This window comes from Rhizobium sp. L51/94 (genome assembly GCF_019355555.1).
Taxonomy (GTDB): Bacteria; Pseudomonadota; Alphaproteobacteria; order Rhizobiales; family Rhizobiaceae; genus Rhizobium; species Rhizobium rhododendri.
Genome location: NZ_CP072144.1, coordinates 82,796 through 97,380 on the forward strand (window position 1 = coordinate 82,796; position 14,585 = coordinate 97,380).

17 protein-coding genes are annotated in these 14,585 nt (G+C 60.9%); 12 read left to right on the forward strand and 5 right to left on the reverse strand.

Features of this window, described 5'->3' with window-relative positions:
• Positions 1-4 precede the first annotated feature (4 nt).
• Positions 5-127 carry a hypothetical protein gene (locus tag J5274_RS29175; RefSeq protein ID WP_257625765.1) on the reverse strand — a complete coding sequence of 41 codons (123 nt, stop codon included), beginning with the start codon at positions 125-127 and terminating at the stop codon, positions 5-7.
• Between the two features lie 86 nt (positions 128-213).
• The gene (locus J5274_RS26140; protein WP_162854770.1) at positions 214-363 is read right to left on the reverse strand and encodes a hypothetical protein; all 150 of its coding nucleotides are present in this window, start codon (positions 361-363) and stop codon (positions 214-216) included.
• A 321-nt stretch (positions 364-684) separates the two neighbouring features.
• On the opposite strand from J5274_RS26140, the gene J5274_RS26145 reads away from it, so the two are divergent.
• From J5274_RS26145 to solA, 6 genes are all read left to right on the forward strand, one after another.
• Positions 685-1,527: a transporter substrate-binding domain-containing protein gene (locus J5274_RS26145; RefSeq protein WP_142824905.1), complete on the forward strand. Its 843-nt coding sequence runs from the start codon at positions 685-687 to the stop codon at positions 1,525-1,527.
• A gap of 69 nt (positions 1,528-1,596) precedes the next feature.
• Complete coding sequence (locus J5274_RS26150; protein ID WP_142824904.1) at positions 1,597-2,322, forward strand: ABC transporter permease; 726 nt, start codon at positions 1,597-1,599, stop codon at positions 2,320-2,322.
• A gap of 3 nt (positions 2,323-2,325) precedes the next feature.
• Positions 2,326-3,030: an ABC transporter permease gene (locus J5274_RS26155; protein WP_142824903.1), complete on the forward strand. Its 705-nt coding sequence runs from the start codon at positions 2,326-2,328 to the stop codon at positions 3,028-3,030.
• Between the two features lie 22 nt (positions 3,031-3,052).
• A complete protein-coding gene (locus J5274_RS26160) occupies positions 3,053-3,823 on the forward strand; it encodes an ABC transporter ATP-binding protein (RefSeq protein ID WP_142824902.1) in 771 nt (256 codons plus the stop codon).
• A gap of 4 nt (positions 3,824-3,827) precedes the next feature.
• Positions 3,828-5,318 carry a histidine ammonia-lyase gene (gene hutH / locus J5274_RS26165; RefSeq protein ID WP_142824901.1) on the forward strand — a complete coding sequence of 497 codons (1,491 nt, stop codon included), beginning with the start codon at positions 3,828-3,830 and terminating at the stop codon, positions 5,316-5,318.
• 16 nt (positions 5,319-5,334) lie between these two features.
• The gene (gene solA / locus J5274_RS26170; RefSeq protein WP_142824900.1) at positions 5,335-6,489 is read left to right on the forward strand and encodes an N-methyl-L-tryptophan oxidase; all 1,155 of its coding nucleotides are present in this window, start codon (positions 5,335-5,337) and stop codon (positions 6,487-6,489) included.
• Between the two features lie 42 nt (positions 6,490-6,531).
• Here solA and J5274_RS26175 read toward each other — a convergent pair whose 3' ends face one another.
• Positions 6,532-6,714, reverse strand: a complete 183-nt coding sequence (locus J5274_RS26175; protein ID WP_142824899.1) for a CopG family antitoxin — start codon at positions 6,712-6,714, stop codon at positions 6,532-6,534.
• 216 nt (positions 6,715-6,930) lie between these two features.
• Here J5274_RS26175 and J5274_RS26180 point away from each other — a divergent pair, with 216 nt between their 5' ends.
• From J5274_RS26180 to J5274_RS26205, 6 genes are all read left to right on the forward strand, one after another.
• Complete coding sequence (locus tag J5274_RS26180) at positions 6,931-7,875, forward strand: arginase family protein (protein WP_219276093.1); 945 nt, start codon at positions 6,931-6,933, stop codon at positions 7,873-7,875.
• A gap of 224 nt (positions 7,876-8,099) precedes the next feature.
• Positions 8,100-8,723 (forward strand): hypothetical protein, encoded by a 624-nt coding sequence (locus J5274_RS26185; RefSeq protein ID WP_142824897.1) that lies wholly within the window; start codon positions 8,100-8,102, stop codon positions 8,721-8,723.
• Positions 8,724-8,854: 131 nt separating this feature from the next.
• Positions 8,855-9,712 carry a cytochrome b/b6 domain-containing protein gene (locus J5274_RS26190; protein WP_142824896.1) on the forward strand — a complete coding sequence of 286 codons (858 nt, stop codon included), beginning with the start codon at positions 8,855-8,857 and terminating at the stop codon, positions 9,710-9,712.
• Complete coding sequence (locus J5274_RS26195; RefSeq protein WP_142824895.1) at positions 9,709-10,485, forward strand: molybdopterin-dependent oxidoreductase; 777 nt, start codon at positions 9,709-9,711, stop codon at positions 10,483-10,485. The genes J5274_RS26190 and J5274_RS26195 overlap by 4 nt, the downstream gene beginning before the upstream one ends.
• Entirely contained in the window at positions 10,472-10,906 is a 435-nt protein-coding gene (locus J5274_RS26200; protein WP_142829436.1) for a DoxX family protein, read from the forward strand. The genes J5274_RS26195 and J5274_RS26200 overlap by 14 nt, the downstream gene beginning before the upstream one ends.
• A gap of 51 nt (positions 10,907-10,957) precedes the next feature.
• The gene (locus J5274_RS26205) at positions 10,958-11,221 is read left to right on the forward strand and encodes an AbrB/MazE/SpoVT family DNA-binding domain-containing protein (protein ID WP_142824894.1); all 264 of its coding nucleotides are present in this window, start codon (positions 10,958-10,960) and stop codon (positions 11,219-11,221) included.
• Between the two features lie 236 nt (positions 11,222-11,457).
• Here J5274_RS26205 and J5274_RS26210 read toward each other — a convergent pair whose 3' ends face one another.
• Both J5274_RS26210 and J5274_RS26215 read right to left on the reverse strand, forming a co-directional pair.
• Positions 11,458-12,468, reverse strand: coding sequence for a hypothetical protein (locus J5274_RS26210; protein WP_142824893.1), 1,011 nt, complete (start codon positions 12,466-12,468; stop codon positions 11,458-11,460).
• Positions 12,469-12,966: 498 nt separating this feature from the next.
• Positions 12,967-14,514, reverse strand: a complete 1,548-nt coding sequence (locus tag J5274_RS26215; protein ID WP_142824892.1) for a sodium:proton antiporter — start codon at positions 14,512-14,514, stop codon at positions 12,967-12,969.
• Positions 14,515-14,585: the final 71 nt, after the last annotated feature.

Here is a 14,585-nt window from a genome sequence, read left to right on the forward strand (position 1 = left end):
CAAATTAGTTGATGGAGGCTTCCAGCTTGGAACCCTTGCCGGTCATCTCTTCGCCGGCCGGTGTCAGCATCGACAGGCTGAGAACAGACACCACCATGATCGTTACGACGGCTATCATTACTCGCATTGGACTTTTCCTTGTGAACTTGCCCGACAAACGCACCGCGTAGCAGACAGTTCCGTAGGTGGGGTCCTGGGCCCGACAATACCAGCTTACTGCTGCGGATTTGCACCAGGTTGCTGCGGCGCAAAGGGTTCGGCCTGGCGGATGGTGTGCGTCGGATTGACCAGCAGAATGCTGAGCACGATCATCACCAGCGCAAGAATGAGAGTGAGACCGATCAAGAGGGGGCGAATGGCCATCGGCGGCTGTCTCCGTTCATCACCGAAATTTGAGAATCATAGGTCTATCAGAAATGCTTGAAGTTTCTGAGGCATATCCGGCATTTTCATAAATATAGACTTATGTCGCAGCGAGGCCTATGCGAGACGCAGACTGGATCGCCCAATCATTGAGCAGCAATCAAATTTGCATATTAAATAAGGGGCGGCTTGCCGCGCCTCCGAAATCTCATATGGTGCATTGGCTTTAAACCATTTTACACCGAGGCCATGTCGAGGCAGCAACCCGGCACAGACCGGCAGTGCAACGACGCGGCCAATTTTGCCCCCAGAGGAGAGACCATGAAAATCAATGCATTGCTACTATCGGGCGCCGTGGCGCTGGCCACCCTTGCCGGACCTGCCGCCGAAGCCAAGGATTGGAAAACCGTCACCATCACGCTCGAAGGCGCTTATGCGCCCTGGAACATGACCAATGCCGACGGCACGCTGGGCGGCTTCGAGCCGGAGTTGGCCAAGGTGCTCTGCGAAAAGGCCAAGGTCGAGTGCAAGCTCGTGGCCTCCGACTGGGACGGCATGATCCCGGCGCTCAACGCCGGCAAGTTCGACATCATCATGGATGCCCTGTCGATCACCGACGAGCGCAAGCAGGTCATCGACTTCACCGTTCCCTATGCCGCCACCCCGGCAGCCTTTGCCGTCGCCAAGGACAGTCCGCTGGCGAATGCCGCCGGCACCGGCAAGACCATCACCATGACGCCCGGCCAGACCGGCGTGGCTGAGATCGATGCCCTGAAGAAAGCCTTCAAGGGCAAGACCATCGGCATCCAGGCGGCCACCGTCTACGCCAAGTTCGTCTATGACAACTTTGCAGACATCGCCACGATCCGCGAATACAAGACCGGCGCAGACCGCGACCTCGACCTGCAGAACGGCCGCATCGACCTCGGCTTCGACGACGCCGTCTATTTCGAAACCGCCTTCGAAGCAGCCAATGGCGCGCTCGGCTTCTCCGGCCCGCAGATTGCCGGACCCATCTGGGGTATCGGCGAAGGCCTCGGCGTTCGCAAGTCCGACACAGACCTGCGCGACATGTTCAGCGCGGCGATCAAGTCGGCACTCGCCGATGGCACCGTCAAGACCCTGTCGATGAAGTGGTTCAAGACCGACGTCAGCCCGAAATAACTTTTCCAACAGATGCCTCCGGTCGATAGGGCCGGGGGCGTCACTGTTTTCGTCATTTCGGAATAACAGATGTCGACATTGCAACTGCTGGGCTTCGGTTCGACCGGGTGGGGCGCCCTGCTTCTCGTGGCAACGCTGCTGACGCTCGCCGTCACTGCAGCGGCGCTGGCGATCGGCGCCGTGCTCGGCACGCTCGTCGCCGCAGCCAAGCTTTCCGGCAACCGGCTCCTATGGGCGCTCGGCCATGCCTACACCACCGTCTTTCGCGGCGTGCCTGAACTGCTGATCATCTATCTCATCTATTTTGGCGGCTCGAGCGCCCTGACCTCCATGGGCAAGGCACTGGGCTACGACGGCTTCCTTGGCCTGCCGTCCTTTGCCGCCGGCGCCCTTGCCGTGGGGGTCATCTCCGGCTCCTACCAGGCTGAAGTGTTTCGCGGCGCCTACCTGGCGATCTCGAAGGGCGAACTGGAAGCCGCCTCGGCGATCGGCATGGGCACGCGACTGCGCTTCCGCCGGATCATCCTGCCGCAGGTGCTGAGGCTTGCCATCCCCGGCCTCGGCAATGTCTGGCAGCTGAGCCTCAAGGATTCAGCCCTGATCTCTGTTACCGGGCTTGCCGAACTGATGCGCACCAGCCAGGTGGCGGCCGGCTCGACGCGGCATTATTTCCTGTTCTTTATCGCCGGCGGGTGCCTCTACCTGATCCTGACCAGTCTTTCGGACCAGGTTTTCAACCGAGCCGAGCGTCGCGCCAACCGTAGCATGCCGTCGGCAACGATGGGGAAGGCTTGAGCCATGGATATCGCCTTCCTGTCATCGACCATGGCCACGCTGCTCGCAGCCTTGCCGATGACGCTGGCCCTGTTCATCACGTCGATCACCCTTGGCGGCCTGCTGGCGCTGGGGCTCGTCTGGATGCGCACCGGCGGCAATCCGATCCTTTCGGCCTTCGCCAAGGCCTATATCTTCGTGTTTCGCGGCTCGCCGCTGCTGATCCAGATGTTCCTGATCTTTTACGGCCTCGGCCAGTTCGGCATCATCCGCTACTCGTTTCTCTGGCCGCTGCTGCGCGAGCCCTTTGTCTGCGCCGTGCTGTCGCTGGCGCTCTGCACGGCCGGCTACACGGCAGAGATCTTTCGCGGCGGCATCCGCGCCGTTTCGCCGAAGGAGATCGAGGCAGCCCGCTCGATCGGCATGTCCGGCTTTCTGCTGGTGCGCCGCATTCTGGCGCCCATCGCCTTCCGCCATGCGCTGCCTGCCTATTCGACCGAGATCGTGCTGATGTTGAAGTCGACGGCGCTCGCAAGCCTCGTAACCGTCTGGGAGGTAACCGGCGTCGCACAGCGGCTGATCTCGCACACCTACCGGACGATGGAGGTATTTCTCTGCGCCGCCGTCATCTATCTCGTCCTGAATTTCATCATCCTGCAGGCCTTCGGCCTGCTAGAATATCGCCTCTCCCGCCATCGCCGCGCAGCGCCGCAGGCTTTGAAGGCGTAACGCAGTCTGAACTGGAGCGACCATGGCCCGCGTCAACCGACTTTCGGTCCGCAATATCCGCAAGAGCTTCGGCACCCACGAGGTGCTGCGCGGCATCTCGCTGGATGCCGAGGATGGCGACGTCATATCCCTGCTCGGCGCTTCCGGCTCCGGCAAGTCGACATTCCTCCGCTGCATCAACCTTCTCGAAGTCGCCAACGACGGCGAAATCTGGGTGGATGGCGAGCAAATCCGCATGATCCACAAGAACGGACGGAGCAAGCCGGAGAGCAACCGGCAGGTCGACCACATCCGCTCGGAACTCGGCATGGTGTTCCAGTCGTTCAATCTCTGGTCCCATATGACCATCCTGCAGAATGTCATCGAGGGCCCGATCCACGTGCTGAAGCGGCCTCGTGCGGAAGCCATTGCTGACGCCGAGGCGCTGCTCGAGAAGGTCGGCATCGCGGACAAGCGCCATGCCTATCCGGCCCATCTTTCCGGCGGCCAGCAGCAGCGCGCGGCGATAGCGCGGGCGCTGGCGATGAAGCCGAAGGTGATGCTGTTCGACGAACCGACATCCGCACTCGATCCGGAACTGGTCGGCGAGGTGCTGCGCGTCATGCGGGCGCTGGCAGAAGAGGGCATGACCATGCTGGTCGTCACCCACGAGATGAGCTTTGCCCGCAACGTCTCCAACCGCGTCGTCTTCATGCGCGAAGGGCTGATCGACAGTTCCGGCAGCCCGGAAGAGATGTTTGGCGGCGGCGGCTCGCCGGCTTTCCGCCAGTTCATCGGCAATTTCGGAAGCTGATCCCATGACCGTCACTCTCGAAGCAAAGCTCGGCTGGCGCGACGTCGCGGCCATCGCAGGCGGCGAAAGCCTGTCGCTCGCCCCCGCAGTCTGGGCGCGCATCGACAATGCCAGCCGCATCGTTGCCCGCATCGTCGAAACGGGCCAGCGGGCCTACGGCATCAACACCGGCGTCGGCGCCCTATCGGATACAGTGGTAGACCTCGCATCGCAGAGCAAGCTGTCACGCAACATTATCCTCAGCCATGCCTGCGGCGTCGGACCGCTTCTGTCCCGGCGCGAAGTCAGGGCGATCATCGCCGCCCAGATCGCCAATTTTTCCCACGGCTATTCCGGTGTGCGCCGCGAGATCGTCGACCACCTCCGGACGTTTCTCGACAAGGACTGCATTCCAGACGTCCCCTCCAGGGGATCGGCAGGCTATCTCACCCACAATGCCCACACGGCACTGGTGCTGATCGGCGAGGGTGCGGCCCATGTTGCAGGACAGCCGATGACCGGTGGCGAGGCGCTTGCGGCTATCGGCCTTGTGCCGCTGGTGCTGGGCGCCAAGGAGGGGCTCAGTCTCGTCAATGGCACGGCCTGCGCCACCGGGCTTTCTTGCGTGGCACTGGCGCGTGCAGCCAATCTTCTCGAATGGGCGGATGCCATTGCCGCGCTGACGCTCGAGGCAGCCGGCGGACAGATGGCAGCCTTCGACGAGACCGCGCTCGCCCTCAAGGTTTCGGATGGCGTCCAGAAAGTCGGCGCATCGTTACGGCGGCTGCTCGCCGGCAGCGGTCTGATTGCGGCAGCGCTCGGCAAACGCACTCAGGATGCCCTCAGCCTGCGCGCCATCCCGCATGCCCATGGCGCGGCCCGCGATGTCTTCGAAAATTCCGCCCGCGTGGTCGACCAGGAACTGGCCTCCGTCACCGACAATCCGGCCGTCTACGGCACGCCGGACAATCCCGTCGTCTCCTCGGAGGCCCATGCCGTATCGCCGGCACTCGGCCAGGCAGCGGACGGCCTCGCGATTGCGTTGGCGCAGATCGCTGGCATGAGCGAACGCCGGATGGACCGACTGGTCAATCCACTGGTGAGCGGCCTGCCGCCGTTCCTCGCCAGCGACGCAGGCAGCCATTCCGGCCTGATGATCGCCCAGTACAGTGCGGCAGCGCTCGCCAACGAAAACCGTCGACTGGCTGCTCCCGCCAGCACCGATGGCGGCCTGACATCGGCGTTGCAGGAGGATTTTCTCGCCCATCCGACCGCGGCCGCCAACAAGTTGCTCGCGGTGCTCGACAACGCCGAGTACATCTTTGCGATCGAACTGATGGCAGCCGCACAGGCACACGACTTCCTGTCTAAGGTGGCAGCGCGCGCCGATGGCACAGAGACGATTTACCGGCTTGTCCGCAGCCGCGTCGCGCATTATGCCGACGACCGTCCGCTTGGCGGCGACATCGAGGCGATCAGGTCGCTGATCCGCGACGTGCCACCGCCGCCTCACTGAAATCGGGAATGTAGCCATGACACCGCAATTCGACGTCGCCGTCATCGGTCTCGGTGCCATGGGCAGCGCGGCCCTGTCGCATCTTGCCGCCCGCGGCGTGCAAGCCATCGGCATAGATGCCTACTATCCGGCCCATACGCTGGGCTCTTCCCATGGCGACAGCCGGCTTATCCGGCTCGGCTATTTCGAGGACCCGTCCTATGTGCCGCTGCTGCAGCGGGCCTATGCCAACTGGCGGGCACTGGAAGGGCGGCTGCGCAGCGAAGTCCTGACAATCACCGGCGTGCTGCAAATCGGCGCGCCCGACAGCACTATCGTGACAGGCACGCGCGCCTCCTGCAAATTGCACGATCTTACCATCGAAGAGCTGGACCGGGCGGCGATGAAGGCGCGGTTTCCGGTGTTCTCACTGGATGCCGGCGAGATCGCCCTGCTCGATCCTCAGGGAGGCTATATCCGCCCGGAAGCGGCTGTCGCGGGCTATATAAGGCTTGCCGCCGAAGACGGTGCCGTGCTGCATTTCGGCGAGAAAGTCACCGGGATCGAGCCTGACGACGCCGGCGTGACTGTTACGTCTGCCGTGGGCAAGTATCGGGCAAACAAGGTGATCGTCGCCACCGGGTCGTGGATTTCTGAACTCGTGCCGCAGTTGAAAGAGCATGCAGTGCCGATCCGGCAGGTGGTCGCCTGGTACCAGCCGCGCGACGGCTTCGTGACCCAGCCGCAGCGCATGCCCGCCTTCATACGCGACGAAGGCGACGACGGCTCCTATTTCGGATTTCCGGCCATCGGCGTCGACGGGGTCAAGATCGGTCGCCATGCGCATTTCCGCGAACCGATCGATCCGAACGAGCCCAATCCACCGGTGAACGACGCCGATACGGCGCTCCTCGACGCCTTCATCGCCAGGCGCCTGCCCGCTGCGAACGGGCTGCGCGTCAACGCCATTACCTGCCGCTACACCATGCTGCCGAGCGAGGATTTTCTGATCGACCTGATGCCCGGCAACCCGCGCATCGTCGTCGCCTCGCCCTGTTCCGGCCACGGCTTCAAGTTCACCAGCGTCATCGGCGAAATACTCGCAGACCTCGCTCTCGATGGCCGAACAGACCTGCCGATCTCCGCATTCTCGTTTGGCACGATGGAGAGATTTCTCGCGGCGCGGAAGTGAGGGTCATGGTGATGGCTTGCGTGCCGTTTGCGGCCACAGTTTTTATGAGTCAGTGCGCGGCCCGTTATCTGGCTCAGACGACATTGCACTCTTTTTCAGGTTGGGAAGCACTACGGTCTGGGTTTTGCTCCAATCGAGATAAAGCGCGGAATCGTTATCTTCCCAGAACGCGCGCTCTTCCGTTTCATTTTCGAATGCAGGTATAGCAGCAATAGGCTTGTTCACTTCGATGCCTTTCCTGCTGACAGCATAGTGGGCGGAAACGACACTCTTGGCTTTGCGCCGCGGAAACACTCAAGGCACATTGATTGAGAAATGGGTCGAACTCAAACTATTTCGGTCCGTTGCCCCCTATCGACACGTTGCCAGCGATGCGCGAGCATCTGAGGAAGAGCGCCTAGGCAAGTCCAGAGCGATGCACCATCGAACGAGGAGCAATATATGCACACCGATCTCACCGAAACATTGAAGGCTGCACGGCAGACATTCCTCGGCATTCCTGCTGCAGTCATGCCACACGCCGGCTCGGTTGCGATCTTCGGTGCCGTGCACGGCACACCCTATCCAGATGCCACTCGCCAGGACGGCGAGACAGGTCCCGAGGCAGTTCGCAGGGCAATTTCCGCTGCGTGCGTCCATCTCGAAAACTGGGACTTCGATTTCGGCGGCCCCTTGCTGAATGACGGCGCGCTCGAAGTCATTGACCTCGGCGATGTCTTCACCGATCCACAGGATGCGGCCGCCAACCGCGAAAATATCGAGCGCACGACGCGCGCCGTCCTTGCCGCCGGTGCCATTCCCGTGCTGATCGGCGGTGACGATTCCGTCGCCATCCCGTTCATGCGCGGCCTCGGGGCAGCAGGCCCGCTGCATGTTCTCCAGGTCGACGCCCATATCGACTGGCGCGACAACATTGGCGACGAAAGGCTCGGTTACTCCAGCACGATGCGCCGGGCGTCGGAACTGCCGTTCGTTGCATCCATGACGCAGGTCGGCATCCGCGCCGTCGGCAGCGCACGGCGGCCGGAGGTTGAAGCCGCAGAAGCCTGGGGCTCGCGGCTGGTGACGGTATCTGAAACGCGACGGCTGGGATTGAGTGCCGTGATCGGCGGCATCCCGAGAGACGGCGCGGTGCTGATCCATATCGACTGCGATGCAATGGATCCCGGAACGTGCCCGGGCGTCAACGCTGTATCGCCGGGCGGATTTTCATTCGAGGAAATGACCACGCTGATCGCCGAAGTGTTACGAGGTCGCCGGCTGGCCGGGTTCTCCATCGTCGAATTCCAGCCACGGGCGGATATCAACGACATCTCCGCCATCGTGGTCGGTCGCCTCGTCTGCCATGTCCTCGGCCATCTGGCCCGAGGCTCTCTCAGCCCGTGAAAAACAGAAATAGGTAACGGCGGCCGGGGGCGGAGAGTTTCAGCAAAACTCGCCTTCCTGTCTCACTATAGATTGATTGGCTGCTCTCGCACCTGACCGATAAGATATTTGTATTGCGCACGACCGAATTTGCTTTTTGGCCATGCGACCCGAAATTGGCATGGGAGCAGGTGCTCGATTGCCGGAAGTCCGTCCGGTTGGGCGGTCAATCAAGGAAGAAAATCATGAACAGCAAACAGATGAAGACGGGCGCCCTGGCGCTGGCCGCCGGACTGATGATTTCCGTTGTCGGCCCGCAGGGTGCGCAGGCTGCCGACAAGATCCGCGTGCGCGGCGTGGTCGAGAGCTTGAGCGGCGATACGCTGAAGGTAAAGTCGCGCGAAGGCAAGGATGTGATGATCATGCTGAAGTCCGGCTGGGCCGTCAACGGCATCGTCAAGGCAGACGTCAGCGACATCAAGCCGGGCGATTTCGTCGGGATTGCTTCCATGCCGACCGACAGCGGCGTCAACGGCGCGCTCGAAGTGCTGATCTTCCCGGCCGCCATGAAGGGCACCGGCGAAGGCGACTACGGCTGGGACCTGAAGCCAAAAAGCTCGATGACCAATGCGACGGTTGCAAGCGCGGTGACCTCCGTTAACGGTCCGACGCTGTCACTGACCTACAAGGGCGGCGAGAAGAAGATCTCCATCCCGCCAGGCACGCCTGTCGTCACCATCGCCCCGGCCACCAAGAGCGACATCAAGGCTGGCGCCGGCGTGATCATCAACGGCACCACGGCAGGCGACAACATGGTCGAAGCCGACCGCGTCGTCGTCGGCATCAACGGCGTCGTTCCGCCTATGTGATCCAGCGCTCATGCGCTATCGTCATACGGCCCGGCTGCACCATGCAGTCGGGCTGTTCTGTTCGTCCGCCACAGCACCGTCGCACTTCAAAATGATCCGGCTGCGTCAGCGGCATCGCACGAGGACTGTCCATGGCCAGCATCGAAGACATCGGGGTCGCTCCGCCGCCAGAGCCGGCAAAGATCTACATCAGGCGCCACTCGGTCGTCACCCGCATCACCCACTGGATCAACGTTCTCTGTCTGACGCTGCTGCTGATGAGCGGCATGCAGATCTTCAATGCCCATCCGCAGCTTCACTGGGGACAATACGGCGCGGTCGAGGACCCATCCTGGTTCGAGATTGCCAGCGTCGAGGACGGTGACAAGATCATCGGCACCACCCGCATCGGCAGCGTGACGCTGACCACCACCGGCGTGCTCGGAGCATCCCGGGTGGATGGCGAGATGACAGCGAGGGCCTTTCCGGCCTGGGCCACCATTCCGAGCTTCCAGGATCTGGCGACCGGCCGCCGCTGGCACTTCTTCTTCGCCTGGTTGTTCGTCATCAACGGCCTGCTCTACGTTCTCTACGGCCTGATCGGCGGCCACTTCCGGCGCGACCTCGCACCAACCGCCCATGACATAGCCCCGCGCAATGTCTGGCAGGAGATAAAGGATCACGCCCGGCTGCGCTTTCCCAAGGGAGAGAAGGCGCGCCGCTATAACGCGCTGCAGAAGCTGACCTATATCCTCGTGATCTTCATCCTGCTGCCGCTGATGGTCGGCTCCGGGCTCACCATGTCTCCGGCGATGGATGCCGGCTATCCCTTCCTGCTCGACATATTCGGCGGCCGCCAGTCGGCCCGCGGTATCCACTTCATCGCCGCCTGGAGCCTTGTGCTCTTCGTCGTCGTCCATGTGATCATGGTCATTCTGTCCGGCCTCTGGAACAATATGCGCTCCATGGTGACCGGCCGCTATGCGATATCCGCGGAGACCAAGCCATGAGCAATATTCTCTCCCGTCGCCGCTTCCTGATCGGTTCGGCCGCAGGCCTCGGCGCCATCGGCCTTACCGGCTGTGACGATGTCGCCGGCAACCAGCAGGTCCAGAAGGTGCTGGCGATGGCGGAAAAACTGACCATGGGCAGCCAGCGCCTGCTGGTGTCGCGCCAGGCGCTGGCGCCAGAGTTCACCGAAGCCGAGATATCGCCGAGCTTCCATCCGAACGGCTCGACCCAGCCAAACAGCCCGGATTACGTCCGCATGAGCGAAACAGGCTTTGTCGACTGGCGCCTGAAGATCGACGGCATGGTCAACCAGCCAATGGAATTCTCGCTGGCCGACCTCAAGAAGCTGCCGTCGCGCACCCAGATCACCCGCCACGACTGCGTCGAGGGCTGGAGCGCTATCGGCAAATGGCAGGGCGTGCCGCTCGGGCTGATCCTGCAGACGGCGGGGCTGAAGCCGGGCGCCCGCTATGCCGTTTTGCATTGTGCCGATGAACTAGAGCAGACGCTCGACGGCAGCGGCGTCTACTACGAAAGCATCGACCTCATCGACGCCTTCCATCCGCAATCGATCCTTGCCTATTCGCTGAATGGCAAGGATCTGGCGGTGGAACACGGAGCACCGCTGCGGCTGCGCGTCGAGCGCCATCTCGGCTACAAGCACGCGAAATATCTCATGCGCATCGAAATCCGCGACCGCTTCGACGATCTCTGGGGTGGCAAGGGCGGGTTCTGGGAGGACAGGGGCTATGAGTGGTATGCTGGCATCTGAGGCAAAGCCGCAGCGCTGGGGCGCACGCATCCCGCTCGCCGTGATCTACGCGGTCGCCGGTGCGTTTCATCTCACTGTCCCCGACGTGTTCGTCACCATCACCCCGGCCTGGGTCCCCAAGCCGCACGAGGTGATTATTGTCACCGGGCTCTGCGAACTTGCCGGCGCCGCAGCCCTGCTCACCGGCCGCACGCGCGCCATCGCCGGCATCGCTCTCGCCGCCTACGCCGTCTGCGTCTACCCCGCCAACATCAAGCACGCCATCGACAGCCTCTCCGCCCCCACCCCACCCGTTCTCGGCTGGTGGTACCACGCCCCGAGGCTCGCCTTGCAACCGGTGCTGGTCTGGTGGGCGCTCTATGCGGGCGGGTTGGTGACGTGGCCGTTTAGCAGACGCAGAGAGGGTGAGGGCGGGTCTTGAACGACCGTCGGGAAAGGAATACTTGTTTCCTAGATATAATTGAGGCTTGCAATGAGCACGACCGTTACCGCCAAAGGCCAGGTCACCATTCCGAAGGCAGTCCGCGAGCTGCTTGGGCTCAAGCCCGGGACGCAGGTCGATTTCCGCCAGACACCAGACGGCAATGTCATCATGGTGCCGGCTCAAGGCAAGGTCCGTACCGACGGGTTTGGTAGTCTGCGTGGACACGCTGGCGCGGGGCTGACAACCGACGAAATCATGGCCCTGACGCGGGGTGACATTGTAGCGGAATCTAAAGTGCGCCAATTGCAATAGATTCAATTTTCTTGGAAATAAGTATCAGTGTCGCCGTGCTAAAAATGCACGAGGACTGTTTTGCGCCCTCGCTTCAGTCACTAAAGCTACCTTGGATCATCCCCCAAGTGGTGACGGGAAAATGAACGCCTCTGGATGCGAAAATGGATTGCACTTCTTACACAAAAGCTAATACATCGCCTAACTTGAATGCGGGCATTTTGGCTAAACGGAAAAATCATCAAAATGGCGTTGCTTTAGGTTGCACCCAGCTTATAGAGCCCTTGTAGCTTTCCCTCAGCACCGTCCGTAGAGACTGCCGCGATACCAAAAAATATCTCCGCCTGAGGGGAGCCACGGATTTGGATCCCGAAGCTTTTAGAGAAAGCTAGCAAACAAGCTTCGTTCTCCACGAGGCTAGCCATGAACATGGTGTAAATACCAGATGGCGCGCGCGCGCATCGGTCCGAAATGTCGATCCTAATATCTTCACCGTTCACGACGATCTCGACTAGCGGGAAGCTCATCAGCTCCTTGTCCCTTCCCATCGTTTCGATGAGAGCTGCAAACGAGAACCCGTCTGTTTTCGAGTATATTAAAATGACCTTGCCGTGCCCCCACAAAGAGTCTCTTTCGCCACGCACCCACGTCGCTTCTGGATGGATTTCGACACCCCAAGTGGCTTCCGTCATACCTCCAGTGATGACTTTCAGACCTTTAAGCTGTTCTTCGCTGACGAACGTTATTTGGTCTCCGCGCGTGTTAGCTGAAAGCTCTAAGAAAGTGGCGGGGATCCCCATATCGGCGATGTAAGCCGCTATTGCCGCTGAAAGGCGTTGTGAACGCTCCATGCTTTCTGGCGACGGGTTCTTAAATGAAAATTGATGTACACCAAACTTTGATCCATCTGGATAATAACGGAGCCTCCCTCCAAGAAACATGAGTGTTGCAGCACTTATGCATTTTCCTGGCGCAAACTTACGAGGGATTATCAACTCGTCAGGCTGCTGGGGATCTAGGATATAGGTGCCAATGGAAGTTGAGAACCATGCGCCACGAATCAACCTACCGATAGCAATTGCTACTTCAAGGTGACCGCCTCCTGAGTTAATGTAGACTGAAGTTCTAGGAGGAGGTGCAACTCGCTCAAGAAATCTCTGAAATTTCTCGTCATCGCCCTCCTCTATTTGCCCAAAGGCACTTATGTGGAAAAAGCCGCCGAAAAGCCCCTCTATATGCGTTTGCGGGTCAGAATATTCGAAATTCATCCGGCCGCCTCCGCTGTTGGCTGACAATTGCGTGTGCCACTATCATTCATTTAATGAGAAAATACTGAAGACAAATAATCAGTGGCCCGCGCATGCGCGGAGTTCTGAATTCACAATAGCTTGTCATAGATGGTGATTTCGGAGACCGAGCTATCTCGCGTGTGTATCCGGAACCTGCCTGTAAAACTCCAGCGCAACCCAGAAGGTGAATAATAAAAACATAATTTAAGTTTCTTAGCGTAAAAATAAACTGCGAAACCGCAATAGCTATCCAGGTGCTAAATCGGTCCCGAGGGAGATTTGACACTAAACTCTACTCTTCTCGCTGGAAAAAATTGACCAAATTTCAGAAGACGCGGTTCGCAGTGCTTTCCGATTTCTTCATCGGAGCCCACGCAGTCGTAGCGGCAATTCCGTTGCTGACATGCGACATCGCGCGCTATCGTACATATTTCCCGTCAATCGAGATCATCCCCGAAACGCGCTGCCAACACACCGCTACCCCTCGACAATCTCGAACCTGTCCGGTGGCGAGGCGGCCATTTCGGCCCAGTCTAGCTCCTGCTCGAGGGCGTGGAAGACGTCGTCGTCGATGGAGCCGGTGCGGCGGAGTTCGGCGAGTTTGACGCGTTTGGCCTTGATGGAGCGACGCCGGAGGCTGTCGAGTTCGCTTTTTTCGCGCGGGTGGATGCCGTTGGCGGTGAGCTTGCGGTCGCCCTCGTAGATCGCCCGGAGCGTTCGCACCTCGCCTGTTTCCTCCAGCGTGTCGAGGTCGGCAAGGGCGGTGTCGAGCAGCGTCATGCGAGCATTCGTGATGCCCTCGCGCATGGAGTCGTCGTTGCCGAATTTCAGGATGCGGATGAGCGGCCCGAGCGTCAGCCCCTGGAGTATCAGGGTGCCGAGGACGACCGTCAGGGCGGCGAAGACGATGAGATCGCGGGACGGGAAATCCGCCGGAAGAGCAATCGCCGTTGCCAGCGTCAGCAAGCCGCGCATGCCGCACCAGCCCGCGACCAGGCTCATGCCGACGGTCGGCGGCTCCTCGGAGACCAGCTTGCGACGTGCCAGATAATTGATCACGCGGTTATAAAGCATCACCCATCCGAGCCGGACCAGAACGACCACAAGCAGGATGGCGCCACCGAAGGCAAAGGCGAATTCAATGTTTTTCGGGTAAAGCTGCTGGATCGTCTCGCGCGCCTGCATGCCCATCAGCAGGAAGGCGAGCACGTTGAACATGAAGATCGTCGCCTCCCAGACCGAATAGGAATGGATGCGATTTCGCGCCGTCTGGCGTTCCGGCATGTAGCGGGCGATCACCATGGCGTAGGCAACGATGGCGAGCACCGCCGACAGATGCAGGCGCTCGGCAATCACCCAAGTGCCGAACGTGGCGACGAATTCGAACAGCGAGCCGCCCAGCGTGCCTGCGAGCCGCGGCGCAATGAAGATGTAGAGAAATCCAAGCGCTATGCCGAGCACCAGGCCTCCGGGGGCTGCCAGCGCCAGTTCCGGGATGACGACGGACGCAGAATTTCCGCCTGTGGAAAACGCCACGGCAGCGCCGAAGATCAGCAGCGCCACGGCATCGTTGAGCAGGCTCTCGCCTTTCAAAACCGCAAATGTTCGGCGGGGCAATGCGAACCGGCTGAGCATCGCGCTTGCCGCCGCAGCATCCGGCGGCGCGACGATGGCTCCGAGCGCAATGGCAGCGGCAACAGGCAGCCCGGCAAAGGTAACGCCGACGAAGGCGACGGCTGCCGTCGTCAGGATGACAGCGATGGCGGCAAGCGAAATCAGCGGCACCCAGTTTTCACGCAGCGCTCTCGGCGGCAGGTCGTAGGCGGCATCGAACAGGGCCGGCGCGATGAAGATGGCGAGCGCCAGCTGCGGATCGATCGAGATCGTCGGCGCCCAGGGAAGGGTCGCCACCAGCAGGCCGGCGACAGCCAGCATCGTCGGATAGGGAATCATCAGCCGGCGCGATGGCTGCAGGAATACGATTGCCACCAGCAGCAGCGTCAGCAGGCTCTCGAAAAACGCCATGGTCTAAATTTCTCCAATCGCGCTATCTTGGTCGAAAGCAGCATTCGGCAAGCGCCAGGCTGGAGAAATCG

Excerpts from the sequence above, each read along its gene's own strand:
- J5274_RS26185 (WP_142824897.1), top strand. The coding sequence starts at position 8,100 with ATGAACAGCAAACAGATGAAGACGGGCGCCCTGGCGCTGGCCGCCGGA.
- J5274_RS26155 (WP_142824903.1), top strand. The coding sequence starts at position 2,326 with ATGGATATCGCCTTCCTGTCATCGACCATGGCCACGCTGCTCGCAGCC.
- J5274_RS26210 (WP_142824893.1), bottom strand. The coding sequence starts at position 12,468 with ATGAATTTCGAATATTCTGACCCGCAAACGCATATAGAGGGGCTTTTC.
- J5274_RS26195 (WP_142824895.1), top strand. The coding sequence starts at position 9,709 with ATGAGCAATATTCTCTCCCGTCGCCGCTTCCTGATCGGTTCGGCCGCA.
- solA (WP_142824900.1), top strand. The coding sequence starts at position 5,335 with ATGACACCGCAATTCGACGTCGCCGTCATCGGTCTCGGTGCCATGGGC.
- J5274_RS26145 (WP_142824905.1), top strand. The coding sequence starts at position 685 with ATGAAAATCAATGCATTGCTACTATCGGGCGCCGTGGCGCTGGCCACC.
- hutH (WP_142824901.1), top strand. The coding sequence starts at position 3,828 with ATGACCGTCACTCTCGAAGCAAAGCTCGGCTGGCGCGACGTCGCGGCC.
- J5274_RS26180 (WP_219276093.1), top strand. The coding sequence starts at position 6,931 with ATGCACACCGATCTCACCGAAACATTGAAGGCTGCACGGCAGACATTC.
- J5274_RS26160 (WP_142824902.1), top strand. The coding sequence starts at position 3,053 with ATGGCCCGCGTCAACCGACTTTCGGTCCGCAATATCCGCAAGAGCTTC.
- J5274_RS26150 (WP_142824904.1), top strand. The coding sequence starts at position 1,597 with ATGTCGACATTGCAACTGCTGGGCTTCGGTTCGACCGGGTGGGGCGCC.
- J5274_RS26140 (WP_162854770.1), bottom strand. The coding sequence starts at position 363 with ATGGCCATTCGCCCCCTCTTGATCGGTCTCACTCTCATTCTTGCGCTG.
- J5274_RS29175 (WP_257625765.1), bottom strand. The coding sequence starts at position 127 with ATGCGAGTAATGATAGCCGTCGTAACGATCATGGTGGTGTCTGTTCTC.
- J5274_RS26200 (WP_142829436.1), top strand. The coding sequence starts at position 10,472 with ATGCTGGCATCTGAGGCAAAGCCGCAGCGCTGGGGCGCACGCATCCCG.
- J5274_RS26190 (WP_142824896.1), top strand. The coding sequence starts at position 8,855 with ATGGCCAGCATCGAAGACATCGGGGTCGCTCCGCCGCCAGAGCCGGCA.
- J5274_RS26215 (WP_142824892.1), bottom strand. The coding sequence starts at position 14,514 with ATGGCGTTTTTCGAGAGCCTGCTGACGCTGCTGCTGGTGGCAATCGTA.
- J5274_RS26205 (WP_142824894.1), top strand. The coding sequence starts at position 10,958 with ATGAGCACGACCGTTACCGCCAAAGGCCAGGTCACCATTCCGAAGGCA.